This is a genomic window from Ancylobacter gelatini (genome assembly GCF_022601675.1).
In the GTDB taxonomy this organism is placed as follows: domain Bacteria; phylum Pseudomonadota; class Alphaproteobacteria; order Rhizobiales; family Xanthobacteraceae; genus Ancylobacter; species Ancylobacter gelatini.
Map to the genome: position 1 here is coordinate 102061 of NZ_JAKVIL010000006.1, position 15175 is coordinate 117235.

Sequence of the window (15175 nt, forward strand, 5' to 3'; positions counted from 1 at the left end):
GCGCTCAGGGGGCCAGGGCCTTCTCGACCGTCTCGGCGATCCAGGTGTCGATCGGCTGCTTGGCGGCCTTGGCCTTGGCCTCGGCGGCTTCGAGAACCTGCGGCTTCAGCGGCACGTTGATGATGATCGCCGATGCTGAATCGAGCGAATAGACCACATCCACCACCCGGGCGGCGAAGCGGCGCAGGCGCGCGGTCTTGGCGGCATCGCTCCAGCTCTTGTTGGCCGCGACCTCCGGGCAATAGGCCGCCACCAGCCGGTCGATGACCAGCGAGGAGGGAATGTTCTGCGCCTTCAGCGCGATGACCGCGGAATTGAGCGCGGACACATGATCGAGCGGATCGATATCGGACGGCAGCAGCTTCTTGATGTCCGCGACCGACGGGCCGGCATCGGACGGCAGCGGCGCCGGGCAGGTGAAGGCGGCGTGGGCAGCCTGGGGCAGGCCCATCAGTCCGGCGCTGCCGAGGGCGGCGAGAACGAGCATTCTGGTAGAGACGGCCATCGATGATCCTCGAATGGTGGGGAGTGACCTGAAGCAGTCGCCCGCCAAGGCGGACAGGATGCGGATGCCTACCGCGATTTGCAACCGCCGCCGAGAGGATAAGCGGTCGCGGGTGGCATCCCTGGGGTATTCCGCGCCGGCTCAGCCGAGCCAGGCGGGAAACAGCTTGCCGAGCGCACCGGCGATCATCTCGGCGGCGATGGCGGCCAGGATGATGCCCATCAGGCGTTTGGAAATGGACAGCGCGGTCGGCGACAGCCAGGCCGCCAGCAACGGCGCCGCCGCCAGCAGGATGCCGAAGAACGCCAGATAGCCGAGCAGCCCGGCATAATAGGGGATCAGCGCGCCCGGCCCGTGGGCGTCCTGCGCGAACACGATAATGGTCGCCATGGTGCCGGGCCCGAAGGCGATGGGAATACCGAGCGGATAGATGCCGACATTGGTGGCACTCTTGAAGGTCGCCTGCTCCTTGTCGGTGCCGTGATGGGCGGTGCTCTCGTCGCCGTTCAGCATGTTCAGCGCGATAAGCAGCACGATCAGGCCACCGGCGAGGCGGAAATGGTTCACGTCGATGCCGAACATGGACAGCAGCGCCTGCCCGGCGAGCGCACAGATCAGCGAGCCGACGGTGATGGTGGTGATCATCCCCAGCATGGCGGAGCGCCGCTCCGCCGGTGTCGCGTCCCCCGTCAGCGCCAGGAACACCGGAATGGTGCTCAGCGGGTTCATGATCGCGAACAGCGCGGCAAACAGCTTCGCGGTGAGGACCCAATCCATGTCGTCACTCCTGACTTGGCCTGATCTCCGCCAGGGCGATGGCGGCGTTGGATCGGTTTTGCGGTATCGGGCCGGATTTTCCTATATCTGATTTGAGATAGGCGCGGTCACCTTTCGCCCGGCTGGCGCAAAGTGGGGGAGACGTCGCCCACCGTGTTGCGCACCTTCATCATGTGCTCGCGCATGGTCTGCGAGGCGGTGTGCGCGTCGCCGGCGAGGATGGACTCCACCACCCGCGCATGCTCGCGCAGCGAGAGGCTGAGCCGCCCGGTGGAGCGGAACTGCGCCTTGCGGAACGGCATCAGCCGGTTGCGCACGCTGATGGTCATCTCCGCGAGGAAGGTGTTGCGGCCGATCTCGTAGATCACCTCGTGGAAGCGGACATTGGCGGCGTAATAGATGTCGATATCGCCTTCCAGCGAGGCCAGGCGGCAGGCTTCGTGGGCGAGCTGGAGCCGGGCCTTGCCCTCGGGTAGGGCGTGGAGCGCGGCATATTGCGCGCACAGCGCCTCCATCTCGGCCATCACCGCGAACATCTCGGTCAGCTTCTCGGGCGTGAACAGCGGCACCACCGCGCCCCTGTGCGGGCGGGCGGTGGCGAAGCCGATGGCCTCCAACTGGCGGATCGCCTCGCGGATCGGCGTGCGCGACACCTCGAAGCGCTCGGCGAGCGAGGCCTCGTCGAGAACCACGCCCGGCCCGATGATCCCGCGGGCGATCTCGTCGGCGAGGATGGTGCGGACCCGGTCCGTCGCCGTCTGCTTCTTCGGGGAGGACATCGCGGAACTCACGGCGTTGACGCTGCGCCGGCGCCAGAATCAGCACCCGGACCGCGCCATTCTTGCCGAGTTTCAGGCGATTTGCAGCGTCTGGCGGAATTCGCGCCAGCCACCGAACGAGGTGATGTCGCGCGCGGTGACGATCGCGGCGTGCTCGACCAGGAAGCCGGACTCCGCGCTGCCGTCCGACAACTGCACCTTGCCGATCGACAGCGGGGCGGGGATGGCGTTGACGAAGCGGCCGAACGCGGCCGCGCTCAGCGTCCACAGCTCCACGGAGATGGCCGCTCCGCCGGCGGTGACGCGCAGCAGGCCGGGCTTGCCTTCCGGGAGCGCGAACAGGCGATAGACCGGCGCCGTGGTGTCCGCGCGGACGAGTTCGGCGCCGAGACTTGCCAGCTCGTGGTTGAGCGGCATGCCGGAAAGATGGGCGCCGACCACGACGAGACGGATGGGCCCATCGGTCGCGGGAGCGGTCTTTGACATATCGTTCTGCACGCTGGCTCCTGACTATCTGCGGTCGACTGTCTTGGGGTGGGGAGGGGCCGGCACGGGTCCCGCCGCCGTTTCGGGAGGCGCGCTCCGGTCGGGCGCGCCTCAGGGGGTCTTCACGCTCACGGCGTCTTCTTGACCGCCTCGATGTCGAGCCCGTCCCAGGCCTTGAGCACGACGTCGTCGGTCAGCAGGGTGGACAGGTCGACCGGGCCGGCGAGGGCCTTCTGCTCACCCGAGCCGAGCTGGAGATAGTCCATGTAGATCTTCCAGTTGGCCGGCAGCATGGTGCCGTGCCGGGTCACGCTGGCGGGGGCGGTGTAGTAGGTCTTCACCAGCTCCCAGAACGGCGCGGCGACCGGGTTGTCGCCCAGTGAGGCGGCGGCGTATTTGGTCTTCAGCAGGGCGAAGGTGGCGTCGGAATTGGCCATGCCCCAGGCCCAGCCCTTCAGCGTCGCGCGCACGAATTTGGTGAGCAGCTCCGGGTCCTTCTCATAGGTCTCCTTGCGCACCAGCAGCGCGTCGCCGGGGAATTGCGAGATGGCCGCCGGCGTGATGGAGCGGGTGGGGATGCCCTGCGCCGGCAGCAGCAGCAGGTCGCGCTTGGCGCCGGCATAGGCCTGAACGCGGCCCTCGTTCAGCGAGCGCACCGTGGTGGGGTCGCCTTCGCCGGCGATGACGAGGCGCACATCCGGGCCTTCCTTCAGCCCGGCCTCGATGATCGAGGCCCGCACCATCGGCACCTCGCCGCCGGCGAGATCGGAGACGCCGACGATCTTGCCCTTCATGTCGGCCATGGTCTTCACCGGGCTGCTCTCGGGCACCACGATGTCGAACGTGTCGGGGTAGTAGATCTGCATGATCGCCTTGAGCGGGAAGCCGCGCTGGACGGTCTGCATGGTGGCGGCGGAGGAGAAGATGCCCCAGTCGGCGTTACCGGCCGCGAGCTGGCGCGCCGCATCCGACGAGCCCTTGGAATAGTTGAGGGTCACGTCGAGACCCTCTTCCTTGTAGAAGCCCTTCTCCATGGCGATGAAGACTGGGAACATCTGCGCGGTCGGGCCGCCCTGGGCGGTGACGCCGTTGAACTTGACCAGTTCCGCCGCCTGCGCGCCGAGCGCCATGGCGAGGGAGAATGCGAGCGCCGTCGCGCCCGTCCTGAAAAGGCTCTGTGAAGTCATCTGAATACCTCTGGTTGAAGAAACGGTACGCCCGGCAGGAAGCCCGCCTGCACGCGGCAGGCGGAAAAATCAGAGCTGCTTCCAGAAGATGATCCGGCTCTCCAGCGCTTCGATCAGCTGGTAGACCACCAGCGTGAACAGCGAGAGCAGGATGATGAGCGAGAACACCCCGGCGATATCGAGCTGGAAGTTCATCGCGTAGATCAGGTAGCCGATACCGGCCGAGGCGCCGACGAACTCGCCGACGATCACGCCGAGCACGGCCAGCGTCCAGCACAGCTTGACGCCGGCCATCATGATCGGCAGCGCGTTGGGCAGCAGCAGATAGCGGAAGGTCTTCCACCGGCCGGCGGTGAGCGAGCGCATCAGCTTGATGGCGTTCGGATCGACCGAGGACAGGCCGGTCAGCGTGTTCAGGAACATCGGGAAGAAGCACATCACCACGGCGATGGCGATCTTGGAGGCCTGATCGAAGCCGAACCAGGTGATGAAGATCGGCGCCAGCACGATCTTGGGCGGCGCCTGCAGCGCGACCAGATAGGGGTAGATGGTGGCGCGCACCGTGTCGAACATCGCCACCCCGACGCCGAGGATCACCCCGCTGGCGAGGCCGATGGCGAAGCCCCACAGGATTTCCTGCAAGGTCACCCAGACGTTGGGCCAGAAATATTCCGCGCTCATCACCCGCCCCGTGGCCTCGAAGGTGGCCAGCGGGGTGGGGATGATCAGCGCGTGGACGAAGCCGTAGGTGGTGGCGACGTGCCAGACCAGCAGCACGAACAGGCCGAAGCCGGCGGCAAGCAGGCGGTGCAGCAGGTGCTTGCGGCGCTGCTTGCGCCGTTCGCCGGCGATGAAGCGGTCGATCATGCTCTCATGGCCGGTAGGGGCGGGCATGTCGTCGGCGTTCGCGTGAACGAGGCTCATGGGTTTCCTCCCGCCGGTCAATGGTCGACGCCGAGCATGCGGCGGATGTTGAAGACGTGATCGGCAAAGCGCGGGTCGCGCATGGCCTCCATGGTGCGCGGGCGCGGCAGGTCGACCTCGACGATGCCCTCCAGCCGGCCGGGGCGCGGGGTCATCACGAAGATGCGGTCGGAAAGGAACACCGCCTCGCCGATGTTGTGGGTGACGAAGACCACGGTCTTGCCGGTCTTCTCCCAGATGCGCAGCAGCTCGACATTCATGGTCTCGCGCGTGAACTCGTCCAGCGCGCCGAACGGCTCGTCCATCAGCAGCACGCGCGGGTCGTGGGCGAGCAGGCGGGCGAGGGCGACGCGCTGGCGCATGCCGCCGGAGAGTTCGCCCGGGTAGCGGTCGCCGAAGCCTTTGAGGCCGACCATATCGATCAGCTCCTCGCAGCGCTCGGCCTGCTGCTTTTTGTCGAGGCCGAGAATGATGCCGGGCAGGCGGACATTCTCGCGGATGGTGCGCCAGGGAAACAGCACCGAGGTCTGGAACATCATGCCGAGATCGGGGCGCGGCGCGTCATGGTGCTTGCCGGCCAGAACCAGCGTGCCGTCGGATTTCTCCTCCAGCCCGCCGAGAATGGAGAGCAGGGTCGATTTTCCACAGCCGGACGGGCCGACCAGCGAGATGAACTCGCCTTCCCGAATGGAGAAGGACACATCGTCCAGCGCGACCAGCGGCCCGGTCGCTGTGGCGTAGACCTTGGTGATATGGCGCCCGTCGATCAAACCCGTGTTCATGCCGGCCCCTTTCATTGCATGCAATTTTGAATGCAATGCATGTGCCAGCATGAGAAGTGCGTTCAACGTGTATGCAATAGCGAATAGTTTGCGACTAAGTGAACAAAAATTAGGCTCATTGACCTGACGTGAGCGCTATCTGATCAATTTTCTTCCGCAGGGGCAGCCCATGCGCTGACCCAAAGAAAAGCCCCGCGCTCCCGTGGCGGGAGGCGGGGCCGGTCGTGGGGCGCTGGAGCGAGAGCCGGGCGGACCCGGCGCTCGGATCCTCACGCGATGTCGAAGCGGTCCGCGTTCATCACCTTGGTCCAGGCGGCCACGAAGTCCTTCACGAAGGCTTCCTTGGCATCGTCCTGGGCGTAAAGCTCGGCATAGGCACGCAGGATCGAGTTCGAGCCGAACACGAGGTCGACGCGGCTGGCGGTCCACTTCAGCGCGCCGGTCTTGCGGTCGCGGATCTCGTAGAAACCGTCGGCACCCTTCTTCCACGTATAGGCCATGTCGGTCAGGTTCACGAAGAAGTCGTTGGTGAGCGCGCCTTCGCGCTCCGTGAATACGCCGTGCTTCAAGCCACCGTAATTGGCGCCGATGACGCGCAGGCCGCCGATCAGCACGGTCATCTCCGGGGCGGTGAGGCCCATGAGCTGGGTGCGGTCGAGCAGCAGTTCCTCGGGGCTGACGACATAGTCCTTCTTCAGCCAGTTGCGGAAGCCGTCATGGATCGGCTCCAGCACGCTGAACGATTCCGCGTCGGTCTGGGCGGCGGTGGCATCGCCACGGCCCGGCGTGAACGGCACGCTGACATCGACGCCCGCCGCCTTGGCCGCAAGCTCGACGCCGACATTGCCGGCCAGCACGATGACGTCGGCGACGCTGGCCCCCGTCTGCGCCGCGATCGGCTCCAGCACGGCCAGCACCTTGGCGAGGCGGGCCGGCTCGTTGCCTTCCCAATCCTTCTGCGGGCTGAGGCGGATGCGCGCGCCATTGGCGCCGCCGCGCATGTCGGAGCCGCGATAGGTGCGGGCGCTGTCCCAGGCGGTCGCGACCAGCTCGGGGATCGACAGGCCGGCGTTGATGAGCTTCGCCTTGACGGCGGCGACATCATAGGAGGTGGAGCCGGCGGAAACCGGGTCCTGCCAGATCAGTTCCTCGCCCGGCACGTCCGGGCCGACATAGCGCACCTTCGGGCCCATGTCGCGATGCGTCAGCTTGAACCAGGCGCGGGCGAAGGTGTCCTTGAAATACTCGGGATCCGCCATGAACTTCTGGCAGATCGCGTTGTAGATCGGATCGACCTTCATCGCCATGTCGGCGTCGGTCATCATCGGGTTGTGGCGGATCGAGGGATCGCTGGCGTCGACCGGCTTGTCCTCTTCGGTGATGCTCACCGGCTCCCACTGGAACGCGCCGGCCGGGCTCTTGCGCAGCTCCCATTCATGGCCGAACAGCATCTCGAAGAAGCCCATGTCGAACACGGTCGGGTGCGAGGTCCACGCGCCTTCGAGGCCGGAGGTCACGGCGCGGCTGGCGAGGCCGTTCTGGTTGGGGTTGACCCAGCCCATGCCCTGATCGGTGACGTCCGCGGCTTCGGGGTTGGGGCCGAGCGCGTGGGCATCGCCATTGCCGTGGGTCTTGCCGACCGTGTGGCCACCGGCGGTGAGGGCGACGGTTTCCTCGTCGTTCATCGCCATGCGCTTGAAGGTCTCGCGGACCTGAGCAGCGGTCTTCATCGGGTCCGGCTTGCCGTTCACGCCTTCCGGATTGACGTAGATCAGGCCCATCTGCACCGCGGCGAGCGGGTTCTCCATGGTGGAGGGCTCGTCGACATTGCCGTAGCGCGCGTCGCTCGGCGCCAGCCATTCCTTCTCGGCGCCCCAGTAGGTGTCCTTCTCGGGGTGCCAGATGTCCTCGCGGCCGAAGCCGAAGCCGAAGGTCTTCAGGCCCATGGACTCATAGGCGATGGTGCCGGCATAGGCGATCAGGTCGGCCCAGCTCACCTTGTTGCCGTACTTCTTCTTGATTGGCCACAGCAGGCGGCGGGCCTTGTCGAGGCTCACATTGTCCGGCCAGGAGTTCAGCGGGGCGAAGCGCTGGTTGCCGGTGCCGGCGCCGCCGCGCCCGTCGGCGAGACGGTATGAGCCGGCAGCGTGCCACGACATGCGGATCATCAGGCCGCCATAATGGCCCCAATCCGCCGGCCACCATTCCTGGCTGTCGGTCATCAGCGCGAGCAGGTCCGCTTTCAGCGCCGCGAAATCGAGCGACTTCAGCTCCTCGCGATAGTCGAAGCCCTTGCCCAGCGGGTTGGTCTTGGTGTCGTGCTGGGAGAGGATGTCGAGGTTCAGCGTGTTGGGCCACCAGTCCGTGTTGGACTTGCCGGTTTCGGTGATCGCCCCGTGCATCACCGGGCATTTGCCGGCCGGCTTGTTCGTGATGTCGTCCATGTCCGTCTCCGCCAGTGACCTAGGGCCGCGCTCGGTGCGCGACCTGCCGAGGGGTGCCTCCGGTTCCGCCGCGCGTGGTTCGCGTGCGTGAGGCCGGTGCAGCCCTGTCCATACGCCGAACCTCTACTTCAGAACCATCATAATGAAAATTTGCATTTTCAAATGACAGCGATATGTAGGGCTTATGGCGGACATCTCCATGAAGCATCTGCGCTATTTCGAGGCGCTGGCCCAGCACGGCCATTTCGGCCGGGCGGCGGAGGCCTGTGCGATTTCCCAGCCCGCGCTCTCGCTCCAGATCAAGGAGCTTGAGGAGATATTGGGCGCGCCGCTGGTGGAGCGGGGCTCGCGGCAGATCCGGCTCACCAGCCTCGGCGAGGCCTTCGCCCTGCGCGTGCGCGACATTCTGCGTGCGGTGGATGAACTGGAAGACCTCGCCCGCGCCTCGCACGGTCCGCTCGCCGGGCGGCTGCGGATCGGGGTGATTCCGACGGTCGCGCCCTACCTGCTGCCGACCGTGCTCAAGCGGCTTTCCGAACGCTTTCCCGGCCTCGACCTGCGCCCGCGCGAGGCGGTGACGCAGAAGCTGGTCGAGGACCTGGTGGAGGGCCGGCTCGACACCGCCATCGTCGCGCTGCCTGTCTCCGAGCCGTCGCTGGCGGAGGTGGCGCTGTTCGAGGAGGAGTTCGTGCTGGTGCGCCCGCGCGAGGACGCCGAGAAGCCGGTGCCCAATTCGGAGATGCTGCGCGAAATGCGCCTGCTGCTGCTGGAGGAAGGCCACTGCTTCCGCGAACAGGCGTTGTCCTTCTGCAACCTCTCATCAAGCCTGCCGCGCGACCTCATGGAAGGTTCCTCGCTGACCACGCTGGTGCAGATGGTGAGCGCGGGCATCGGGGTGACGCTGATCCCGCAAATGGCGGTGGGCATCGAGACGCGCTCGGCACAGGTCTCGGTGGCGCGGCTCGGCCCGCCGCGTCCGGCGCGGACCATCGGCATGGTGTGGCGCCGCTCCAATCCGCTGTCCGAACAGTTCGGGCTCATCGCCGAGATCGTCCGCGAGGTTGGCGGGGCGAGCGCAGGTTCGCGCGAGGGCGCGCGATAAGCCCCGGCGCCGGACGCTGACGGCATGGCGCTGCCGGATATTGCCGGCGCCACACGGTGAGATCGCGCCACCGATGCCGGGTTCGCCCGTGAGATCGGCATCAGCGAGGGACAGCCCGGGCTGACGCTCAGCCCCCGCTCACGCCCGGCGCCGCGGTTTCGAGCTGCCGGATCGCCTCGGCCATGTCCGCCTCGATCATCCGGTTGCCGTGGGGCGAGATGTGGTTGAAGTCGACATAGAAGCTGCCTTCCTTGTCACCCCAGAGCAGCCGGTCGCCGGCACGGAACTTCTCGGCGAAGGAGAAGACCCGCACCTTGTCGCCGGCGAGCGCCCGCAGCACGGGACCGAAAGTCGCGCGCTGCGCCGCATCCGCCGCGACGGTGGGGGAGGTGTCGCGGATGATGTCCTCCATCCGGCCGCCGGTGATATCGCCGCCGAATCCCAGCAGGATCGCCTGCCGCAGCACCTTGTCGGGATTGGCAGGCTGCTCGGGGATCTGGTCGACGAGCAATACCTTGATGCCCTTGGCGACATAGGCTTCGACCGTGCGGGCAAGCGACTGCGCGAACACGGCAGGCGATGCCGCCGCATCGGGCCCCGCGCTGCCGGCCGGATACAGCACCACCCGGCTCGGCGGCGGCTTGGCATAGACCGACCAGCGCGCGGCCAGGACCACGATGTCGAACCCGTCCCTGACCGCCGTGTCGAGTTCGCGCTGCGCCACCTGTTCGCAGATGCCGATCGGGAAGGCGCTGCCCTTTACCGAGACGTCGAGCAGCGGCGGGCAGCTTCCCGCGCCCATCCAGTACACAGCATCGCGCTCGCCCACGGTGCGGAAGGCGCGCAACAGCGCGATGGAGTGGCTGTCACCTATGACCAGGATACGCTGCCGGGGTTCCGGCGGTGTGAAGATCGGGCACAGCAGATTGCGGTTCGAGATGTCGCTGGTGCGCCCCTCGATCCAGCAGTCGAGCCCCAGCGTATGGTGCTCCAGCGAGGCCAGCAGCGCGGCGTCGCGCGTGCCGGGCGCCGGCTGCGGCAGGCGCCACGGCGCGCCATGGCTCATGCTGGCATAGAGGCCGAGAGCGGCGAACACGCAGCCGACAAGCCCGCTCGCGGCGAAGACCTGCCGGCGGGTGATGGGCAGCGCCGATTTGCCGTGCCGGAACGGCTGCTCGACGAAGCGCCAGGTGAGATAGGCCAGAACCAGCGAGACGCCCGCGAGCGCCAGCATCAGCCAGTCCGCCGGCGCCGCCATGCTGCGCAGCCGCGCGAAGGCGAACAGCGGCTGGTGCCACAGATAGGCGCTGTAGCTGATGAGGCCGAGCCCGACCAGCGGCGGCAGCGACAGCAGACGGGCCACGAATGTGCCGCGGTGGGCATAGGCGATGATCAGCGCTGCGCCGGCGACCGGCACCAGCGCATAGAGACTCGGGAACGGGGTCGAGGCGTTGAAGGTCGCGATGGCGAACACGATGAGCCCGAGGCCGAGCGCGCTCAAGGCATTGTTCGGCGTCGCCGGGCGGCCGAACATCAGGAAGGCGCAGATCGAGCCGGCGAGCAGTTCCCAGATGCGGAAAGGCGTCAGGTAGAAATTCGCGCTCGGGTCGTGGCGCCAGCCCCATTCCGTGAGGCCGAGGCTGACCAGCGCGGTGATGACCGTGGTGATCAACAGGAAGCGGCGCCCGAAGCGCCACAGGGCCATCAGGGTGAGCGGCGCGAACAGGTAATATTGCTCCTCCACCGCCAGGCTCCAGGTGTGGAGCAGCGGCTTGAGCTCGGAGGCGGCGGCGAAATAGCTGCCTTCCTCGCGCCAGAACAGGAAGTTCGACACGAAGAACACCACCGACACCACGCTGCGCCCGAAGTCCCGCAACTGGTCGGGGATCATCCACATCCACGCGAAGGGAATGCAGCACGCCATCACCACGAACAGCGCCGGCAGGATGCGCCGGGCGCGCCGCTCGTAGAAGCGGGCGATGGAGAACGTGCCGCGCTCCATTTCGCCGAGCATGATCGAGGTGATCAGGAAGCCGGAAATGACGAAGAAGATGTCGACGCCGACAAAGCCACCGCCGAAGGTCCCGAAGCCGGCATGAAACAGGATGACGGGGGCGACCGCGATCGCCCGGAGGCCGTCGATCTCGCTTCGGTACTTGATCGCCGCGAGGGAGGCGGAAGGAAGGCCTGAGGACATTATCGCCGCTGCGCCGGGCGCCTGTGATGGGTCGTCGGGCGTTGCCTAGTCGATTTTCATCCCGGCGTCCACGCGCTTCGCCCCGGAGCCGCGCGGGGTGCGCGTATCAGGGCAGGACCGTGGTGACGATCGCGCGGTCCGGCGCCTCGTCGTCGAAATAGCGGAAGGTGTCGTAGAGCTCGGCGCGGGTCTGCATGCGCGCGATCCGCGCCTGCGGCGTGCCGGCGCGGCGGATGTCGCCGTACAGTTCCTCCTGCACCTTTGCCGCGACGCGCAGCGAGGGCACCGGCCAGATGCCCCCACGATAGCCGAGCGCCTCGAACTCGCTCGTCCACCGTCAGCGGAGCGCGGAGCGACGAACCCCGCGCACGCTGAAGGCTGCGATAGGCGAGCCTAGCCCGCCCTGCCGCGCTACGCGCCCGGCGCCTGGTTCATCAGTCCCAGTGCCTCGGCGAAGAAGTCGGGGCTGCCGAAATTGCCGGACTTCAGCGCCATCAGCAGCCCGTCATGCGCGCCGCTGACCGCGCGCAGCAGCGGGACGCCGGGAGCGATTTGCGGGCCGAGCGCGAAGGCGGGAATGCCGAGACGGTCCACCACCGCGCCGGAGGTCTCGCCGCCCGCCACCACCAGCCGGCGCACGCCGAGCGTGAGCAATTCCTCGGCGATCTGCGCCAGCCGACCCTCGATGGCCTGCCCCACCGCCTCGCGGCCCAGCGAGGACTGCGCGCGCAATACGTCCGCCGGTGCGGCGCTGCTGGCGATCAGCACCGGGCCGGTGGCGATGTGCTCGCGTGCCCAGGCGATCGCCTCCGTCACCACTTCAGGACCGGCGAGCAGGCGCTGCGCGTCGAGGCGAAGCACCGGCATGATCGCCTCTGCCCGCGCGATCTGGGCCAGAGTCGCCTGCGAGCAACTGCCCGCGAGGCAGGCGGAAAGACCGGGGCCGTCGGAGAAAGCGGCCGCGCCGGCCGCATGCGCCACGCGGCCGGCGCGCACCAGCCCGCGGGCAAGGCCGAGCCCGAGCCCGGATGCGCCGACCGAGACCGGGGCGTCGAGCGCCACCGCACCCAGCGTTTCCAGATCGCTCTCGAACACCGCATCCGCGATCACCCCGCCGACGCCGTCCGACGCCAGTTCCGCGAGCCGCGCGCGCAGGGCGTCGGGTCCGCCGGCTATCCTGTCGAGCGCGGCAAGGCCGATGCGCCGCTGGCTCTGGCGTTGCAGCACGCGCACCAGATTCGCGTCGTGCATCGGGTTGAGCGGATGATCCTTGAGCGGGCTCTCATTCAGCGGCACCGGGCCGACGAACAGGTGCCCCTGATAGACCGTGCGTCCGGTTTCCGGGAAGGCCGGCGTGACCAGCACGGCCCCCGCGCCGGTATCCGCGCCGAGCGCGTCCAGCGCAGGCCCGATATTGCCGGCGTCGGTGGAATCGAAGGTCGAACAGATCTTGTACATGACGTGGCCGGCGCCGCGTCCGGTCAGCCAGCGATGGGCGGCGCGCGCCTTCTCCACCGCTTCCGCCGCCGGCACTGAGCGGATCTTCAGCGCGACCACGACCGCATCCGCATCCATCAGAGGCAGGTCCGCGGAGGGAACGCCGATGGTCTGGATGGTGCGCAGCCCGTTGCGGGCCAGCGTGTTGGCGAGGTCGGACGCGCCGGTATAATCGTCGGCAATGCAGCCGAGGGCGAGCGTCATGAGGCAACTCCTGTCGGTGGGCCGTGCGGCCGGAAAGCTCAGGGGGAGGTGGGCTCGCCGGGCAATGGCGTGCCGGTGATGCGGGCATAAAGGCGCGCGACCGAGGCGTCGTCCTCCTCGCCCATGCCGGCGGCGGAGGTGGCGAGGAACATTTGCAGCGCGGCGGCGGAGATCGGCACCGGGAAGCGGGCGTCGCGCGCCATGTCCTGGATGATGCCGAGATCCTTGACGAAGATGTTCACCGCGCTGCGCGGGCGATAATCGCCATCGAGCACATGCGGCATGCGGTTCTCGAACATCCAGCTGTTCCCGGCCGAGGCGGTGATGACCTCGTAGACCTTCGGAAGGTCGAGGCCGTGGCGGGCCGCGAAGGTCATGGCCTCGCAGGCGGCGGCGATATGCACGCCGGCAAGGAGCTGGTTGACCATCTTGAACGCCGCTCCAATGCCGGCAGCCTCGTCCAGCAGGTAGAATTTGGAGGCCATGGCCTCCAGCGCGGGCTTTGCCGCGGCGACGGCAGCGGGGCTACCCGAGGCCAGCATGGTCAATTCGCCCAGTGCCGCCCGCTGCGCGCCGCCGCTGATCGGCGCATCGAGATAATGCCGGCCGCTCGCCTCCAGCCGCGCGGCGAAGGTGCGGGCCTTCTCCGGGTCCATGGTGGCGCAGGAGACGAAGACCGCGCCCTCCCGCATGGTTTCCGCGACGCCGCCGGGGCCGAACAGAATCGCTTCGGTCTGGGCGGCATTGACCACGACGCTGACGACGATGGCGGCATCACGCGCCGCCTCCGCCGGGCTGTCGGCGGTGGCGCCGCCTTCGCTGCGAAACCGCGCGAGGCTGGCGGCATTCACGTCATATCCGGTCACGTCGAGGCCGGCGCGCAACAGGGACTGCCCCATGCCGTAGCCCATCGAGCCGAGGCCGATCAGCGCGGCGTGGGCGCGTACCGGCGCGCTCGCCGGGATTCCATGCGTCATGACGTGCGATCCGTTTCGGGGACGCTCCCCATTCACGCCTCCGTCGCTTGCCGGAGGCGGGGGCGAGCGTCGCTCTCTCCCTATGAGCAAAATTCGTTTTGGCAGCGCTGCCAACCTGATGTAGCAAGTATTGGCAGCGCTGCCAATCCTTGGCGGACAGGTGGATACGGATTCGCTATCGTGGGTCGGCGGCCGGGGCGGCCTGGCGAAGGCCACGGGCCGGGCAACGGGCGACAGGCAAGGTCGGCAGGCAAAAGCGACAGGCTGGGCGAAGTGGTGAAGAACGGACCTCGAAACACCCCGGACCACGCAGCTGCCGAGAGGCGCGGCGGTGGCATCACCTTGTCGGACGTCGCCCGCGAGGCCGGCGTCGGCGAGAGCACGGCTTCGCGCGTGCTGCGCCGGCAGGGGTCTTCGTCGCCGGAGACGCGGGAGAAGGTGCTGGGGGCCGCCGCGCGCCTCGGCTATGTGCCCAATCGCCTCGCCGGCACGCTGGCTTCAACGGGCTCGAACCTGATCGGCATCATCGTTCCCTCGCTCGCCAATATCGTGTTTCCGGACCTGCTGCGCGGGGCAGGGGCCGTGCTCGGCGCCGCCGGGTTCCGATCGGTGATCGGCGTCACCGATTACGAGCCGGATAGCGAGGAGCACCTCGTCGAATCGCTGCTGAGCTGGCGCCCGGCCGGGCTCATGGTCGCCGGCCTCGAACACACCGCGCGTACCCGCCTCCTGCTGGCCGCGGCCGGTATCCGCATCGTCGAGATGCTGGATACTGACGGCGAGGGCATCGACACGGTTGTCGGCTTCTCCAACCGCGAGGCCGGGCGGGTAAGCGCCCGCCATCTGATCGCGCGGGGCTACCGTCGGATCGCCTATATCGGCCATGACCTCGGACGAGACCGGCGCGCCGCCAAGCGCCGGGAGGGCTTTCTCGCCGCGCTGGCGGAAGCCGGGCTGAGCCTTGCCGCCGAAGATGTGGTGCGAACCCATTCCTCGGTCGGTGCCGGGCGCGAGGCGCTCGACCGGCTGCTGGCGCGCCACCCCGCCGTCGATGCGGTCTATTTCTCCAACGACGACATGGCGATCGGCGGTTATTTCCACTGTCTGGCGCGGGGCATCGCGGTTCCCACGCGTCTGGCGCTGTTCGGCTTCAATGGCCTCGATGTCGCCCGCCACGCGCCGCAGCCGCTCTCCACCCTGCTGACGCCGCGCGTCGCTATCGGTGCCACCAGCGCCCGGCTTCTTCTGGCCGACGACCCTCCGGGTGTCACCACGCTGGACTTCGAGCTGATCGAAGGCGCGACCAGCTGAGCC

At 67.8% G+C, this 15175-nt stretch carries 14 protein-coding genes; 2 read left to right on the forward strand and 12 right to left on the reverse strand.

Annotated elements, in window-relative coordinates; all coding sequences use genetic code 11:
- Positions 1-4: 4 nt before the first annotated feature.
- The 8 genes from MKI84_RS12160 to katG form a co-directional block, all read right to left on the reverse strand.
- Positions 5-505: a hypothetical protein gene (locus MKI84_RS12160; RefSeq protein ID WP_241619782.1), complete on the reverse strand. Its 501-nt coding sequence runs from the start codon at positions 503-505 to the stop codon at positions 5-7.
- A 141-nt stretch (positions 506-646) separates the two neighbouring features.
- Complete coding sequence (locus MKI84_RS12165) at positions 647-1282, reverse strand: MarC family protein (RefSeq protein WP_241619784.1); 636 nt, start codon at positions 1280-1282, stop codon at positions 647-649.
- 107 nt (positions 1283-1389) lie between these two features.
- Complete coding sequence (locus MKI84_RS12170) at positions 1390-2061, reverse strand: GntR family transcriptional regulator (protein ID WP_241619786.1); 672 nt, start codon at positions 2059-2061, stop codon at positions 1390-1392.
- Between the two features lie 72 nt (positions 2062-2133).
- A complete protein-coding gene (locus tag MKI84_RS12175; RefSeq protein ID WP_342593632.1) occupies positions 2134-2559 on the reverse strand; it encodes an allophanate hydrolase-related protein in 426 nt (141 codons plus the stop codon).
- A 116-nt stretch (positions 2560-2675) separates the two neighbouring features.
- Positions 2676-3734 (reverse strand): ABC transporter substrate-binding protein, encoded by a 1059-nt coding sequence (locus MKI84_RS12180; RefSeq protein WP_241619788.1) that lies wholly within the window; start codon positions 3732-3734, stop codon positions 2676-2678.
- A gap of 69 nt (positions 3735-3803) precedes the next feature.
- On the reverse strand, positions 3804-4658 hold the full coding sequence (locus tag MKI84_RS12185; RefSeq protein ID WP_241619790.1) for an ABC transporter permease: 855 nt from the start codon (positions 4656-4658) through the stop codon (positions 3804-3806).
- Between the two features lie 17 nt (positions 4659-4675).
- Positions 4676-5440, reverse strand: a complete 765-nt coding sequence (locus MKI84_RS12190) for an ABC transporter ATP-binding protein (protein WP_241619792.1) — start codon at positions 5438-5440, stop codon at positions 4676-4678.
- 269 nt (positions 5441-5709) lie between these two features.
- A complete protein-coding gene (katG, locus tag MKI84_RS12195; RefSeq protein WP_241619794.1) occupies positions 5710-7884 on the reverse strand; it encodes a catalase/peroxidase HPI in 2175 nt (724 codons plus the stop codon).
- A gap of 184 nt (positions 7885-8068) precedes the next feature.
- Between katG and MKI84_RS12200 the strand changes: the two genes are divergently transcribed.
- Positions 8069-8986, forward strand: a complete 918-nt coding sequence (locus MKI84_RS12200; RefSeq protein ID WP_241619796.1) for a hydrogen peroxide-inducible genes activator — start codon at positions 8069-8071, stop codon at positions 8984-8986.
- Between the two features lie 127 nt (positions 8987-9113).
- Here the strand turns inward: MKI84_RS12200 and MKI84_RS12205 are convergent, their stop codons facing one another.
- The 4 genes from MKI84_RS12205 to ltnD all read right to left on the reverse strand — a co-directional run bounded on the left by MKI84_RS12205 (position 9114) and on the right by ltnD (position 13861).
- A complete protein-coding gene (locus MKI84_RS12205) occupies positions 9114-11183 on the reverse strand; it encodes an acyltransferase family protein (protein ID WP_241619798.1) in 2070 nt (689 codons plus the stop codon).
- 106 nt (positions 11184-11289) lie between these two features.
- The gene (locus MKI84_RS12210; RefSeq protein WP_241619800.1) at positions 11290-11469 is read right to left on the reverse strand and encodes a hypothetical protein; all 180 of its coding nucleotides are present in this window, start codon (positions 11467-11469) and stop codon (positions 11290-11292) included.
- Between the two features lie 125 nt (positions 11470-11594).
- Positions 11595-12884, reverse strand: coding sequence for a 3-oxo-tetronate kinase (otnK, locus tag MKI84_RS12215; RefSeq protein ID WP_241619802.1), 1290 nt, complete (start codon positions 12882-12884; stop codon positions 11595-11597).
- A gap of 38 nt (positions 12885-12922) precedes the next feature.
- Entirely contained in the window at positions 12923-13861 is a 939-nt protein-coding gene (gene ltnD / locus MKI84_RS12220) for an L-threonate dehydrogenase (protein WP_241619803.1), read from the reverse strand.
- Positions 13862-14197: 336 nt separating this feature from the next.
- Here ltnD and MKI84_RS12225 point away from each other — a divergent pair, with 336 nt between their 5' ends.
- Positions 14198-15172, forward strand: coding sequence for a LacI family DNA-binding transcriptional regulator (locus MKI84_RS12225; protein WP_241620151.1), 975 nt, complete (start codon positions 14198-14200; stop codon positions 15170-15172).
- The last annotated feature ends 3 nt before the right edge of the window (positions 15173-15175 follow it).

What these genes read in the sequence shown, in the direction of transcription:
- MKI84_RS12160 (WP_241619782.1), bottom strand. Translation starts at nt 505, where the DNA reads ATGGCCGTCTCTACCAGAATGCTCGTTCTCGCCGCCCTCGGCAGCGCC.
- MKI84_RS12165 (WP_241619784.1), bottom strand. Translation starts at nt 1,282, where the DNA reads ATGGATTGGGTCCTCACCGCGAAGCTGTTTGCCGCGCTGTTCGCGATC.
- MKI84_RS12170 (WP_241619786.1), bottom strand. Translation starts at nt 2,061, where the DNA reads ATGTCCTCCCCGAAGAAGCAGACGGCGACGGACCGGGTCCGCACCATC.
- MKI84_RS12180 (WP_241619788.1), bottom strand. Translation starts at nt 3,734, where the DNA reads ATGACTTCACAGAGCCTTTTCAGGACGGGCGCGACGGCGCTCGCATTC.
- MKI84_RS12185 (WP_241619790.1), bottom strand. Translation starts at nt 4,658, where the DNA reads ATGAGCCTCGTTCACGCGAACGCCGACGACATGCCCGCCCCTACCGGC.
- MKI84_RS12190 (WP_241619792.1), bottom strand. Translation starts at nt 5,440, where the DNA reads ATGAACACGGGTTTGATCGACGGGCGCCATATCACCAAGGTCTACGCC.
- katG (WP_241619794.1), bottom strand. Translation starts at nt 7,884, where the DNA reads ATGGACGACATCACGAACAAGCCGGCCGGCAAATGCCCGGTGATGCAC.
- MKI84_RS12200 (WP_241619796.1), top strand. Translation starts at nt 8,069, where the DNA reads ATGGCGGACATCTCCATGAAGCATCTGCGCTATTTCGAGGCGCTGGCC.
- MKI84_RS12205 (WP_241619798.1), bottom strand. Translation starts at nt 11,183, where the DNA reads ATGTCCTCAGGCCTTCCTTCCGCCTCCCTCGCGGCGATCAAGTACCGA.
- otnK (WP_241619802.1), bottom strand. Translation starts at nt 12,884, where the DNA reads ATGACGCTCGCCCTCGGCTGCATTGCCGACGATTATACCGGCGCGTCC.
- ltnD (WP_241619803.1), bottom strand. Translation starts at nt 13,861, where the DNA reads ATGACGCATGGAATCCCGGCGAGCGCGCCGGTACGCGCCCACGCCGCG.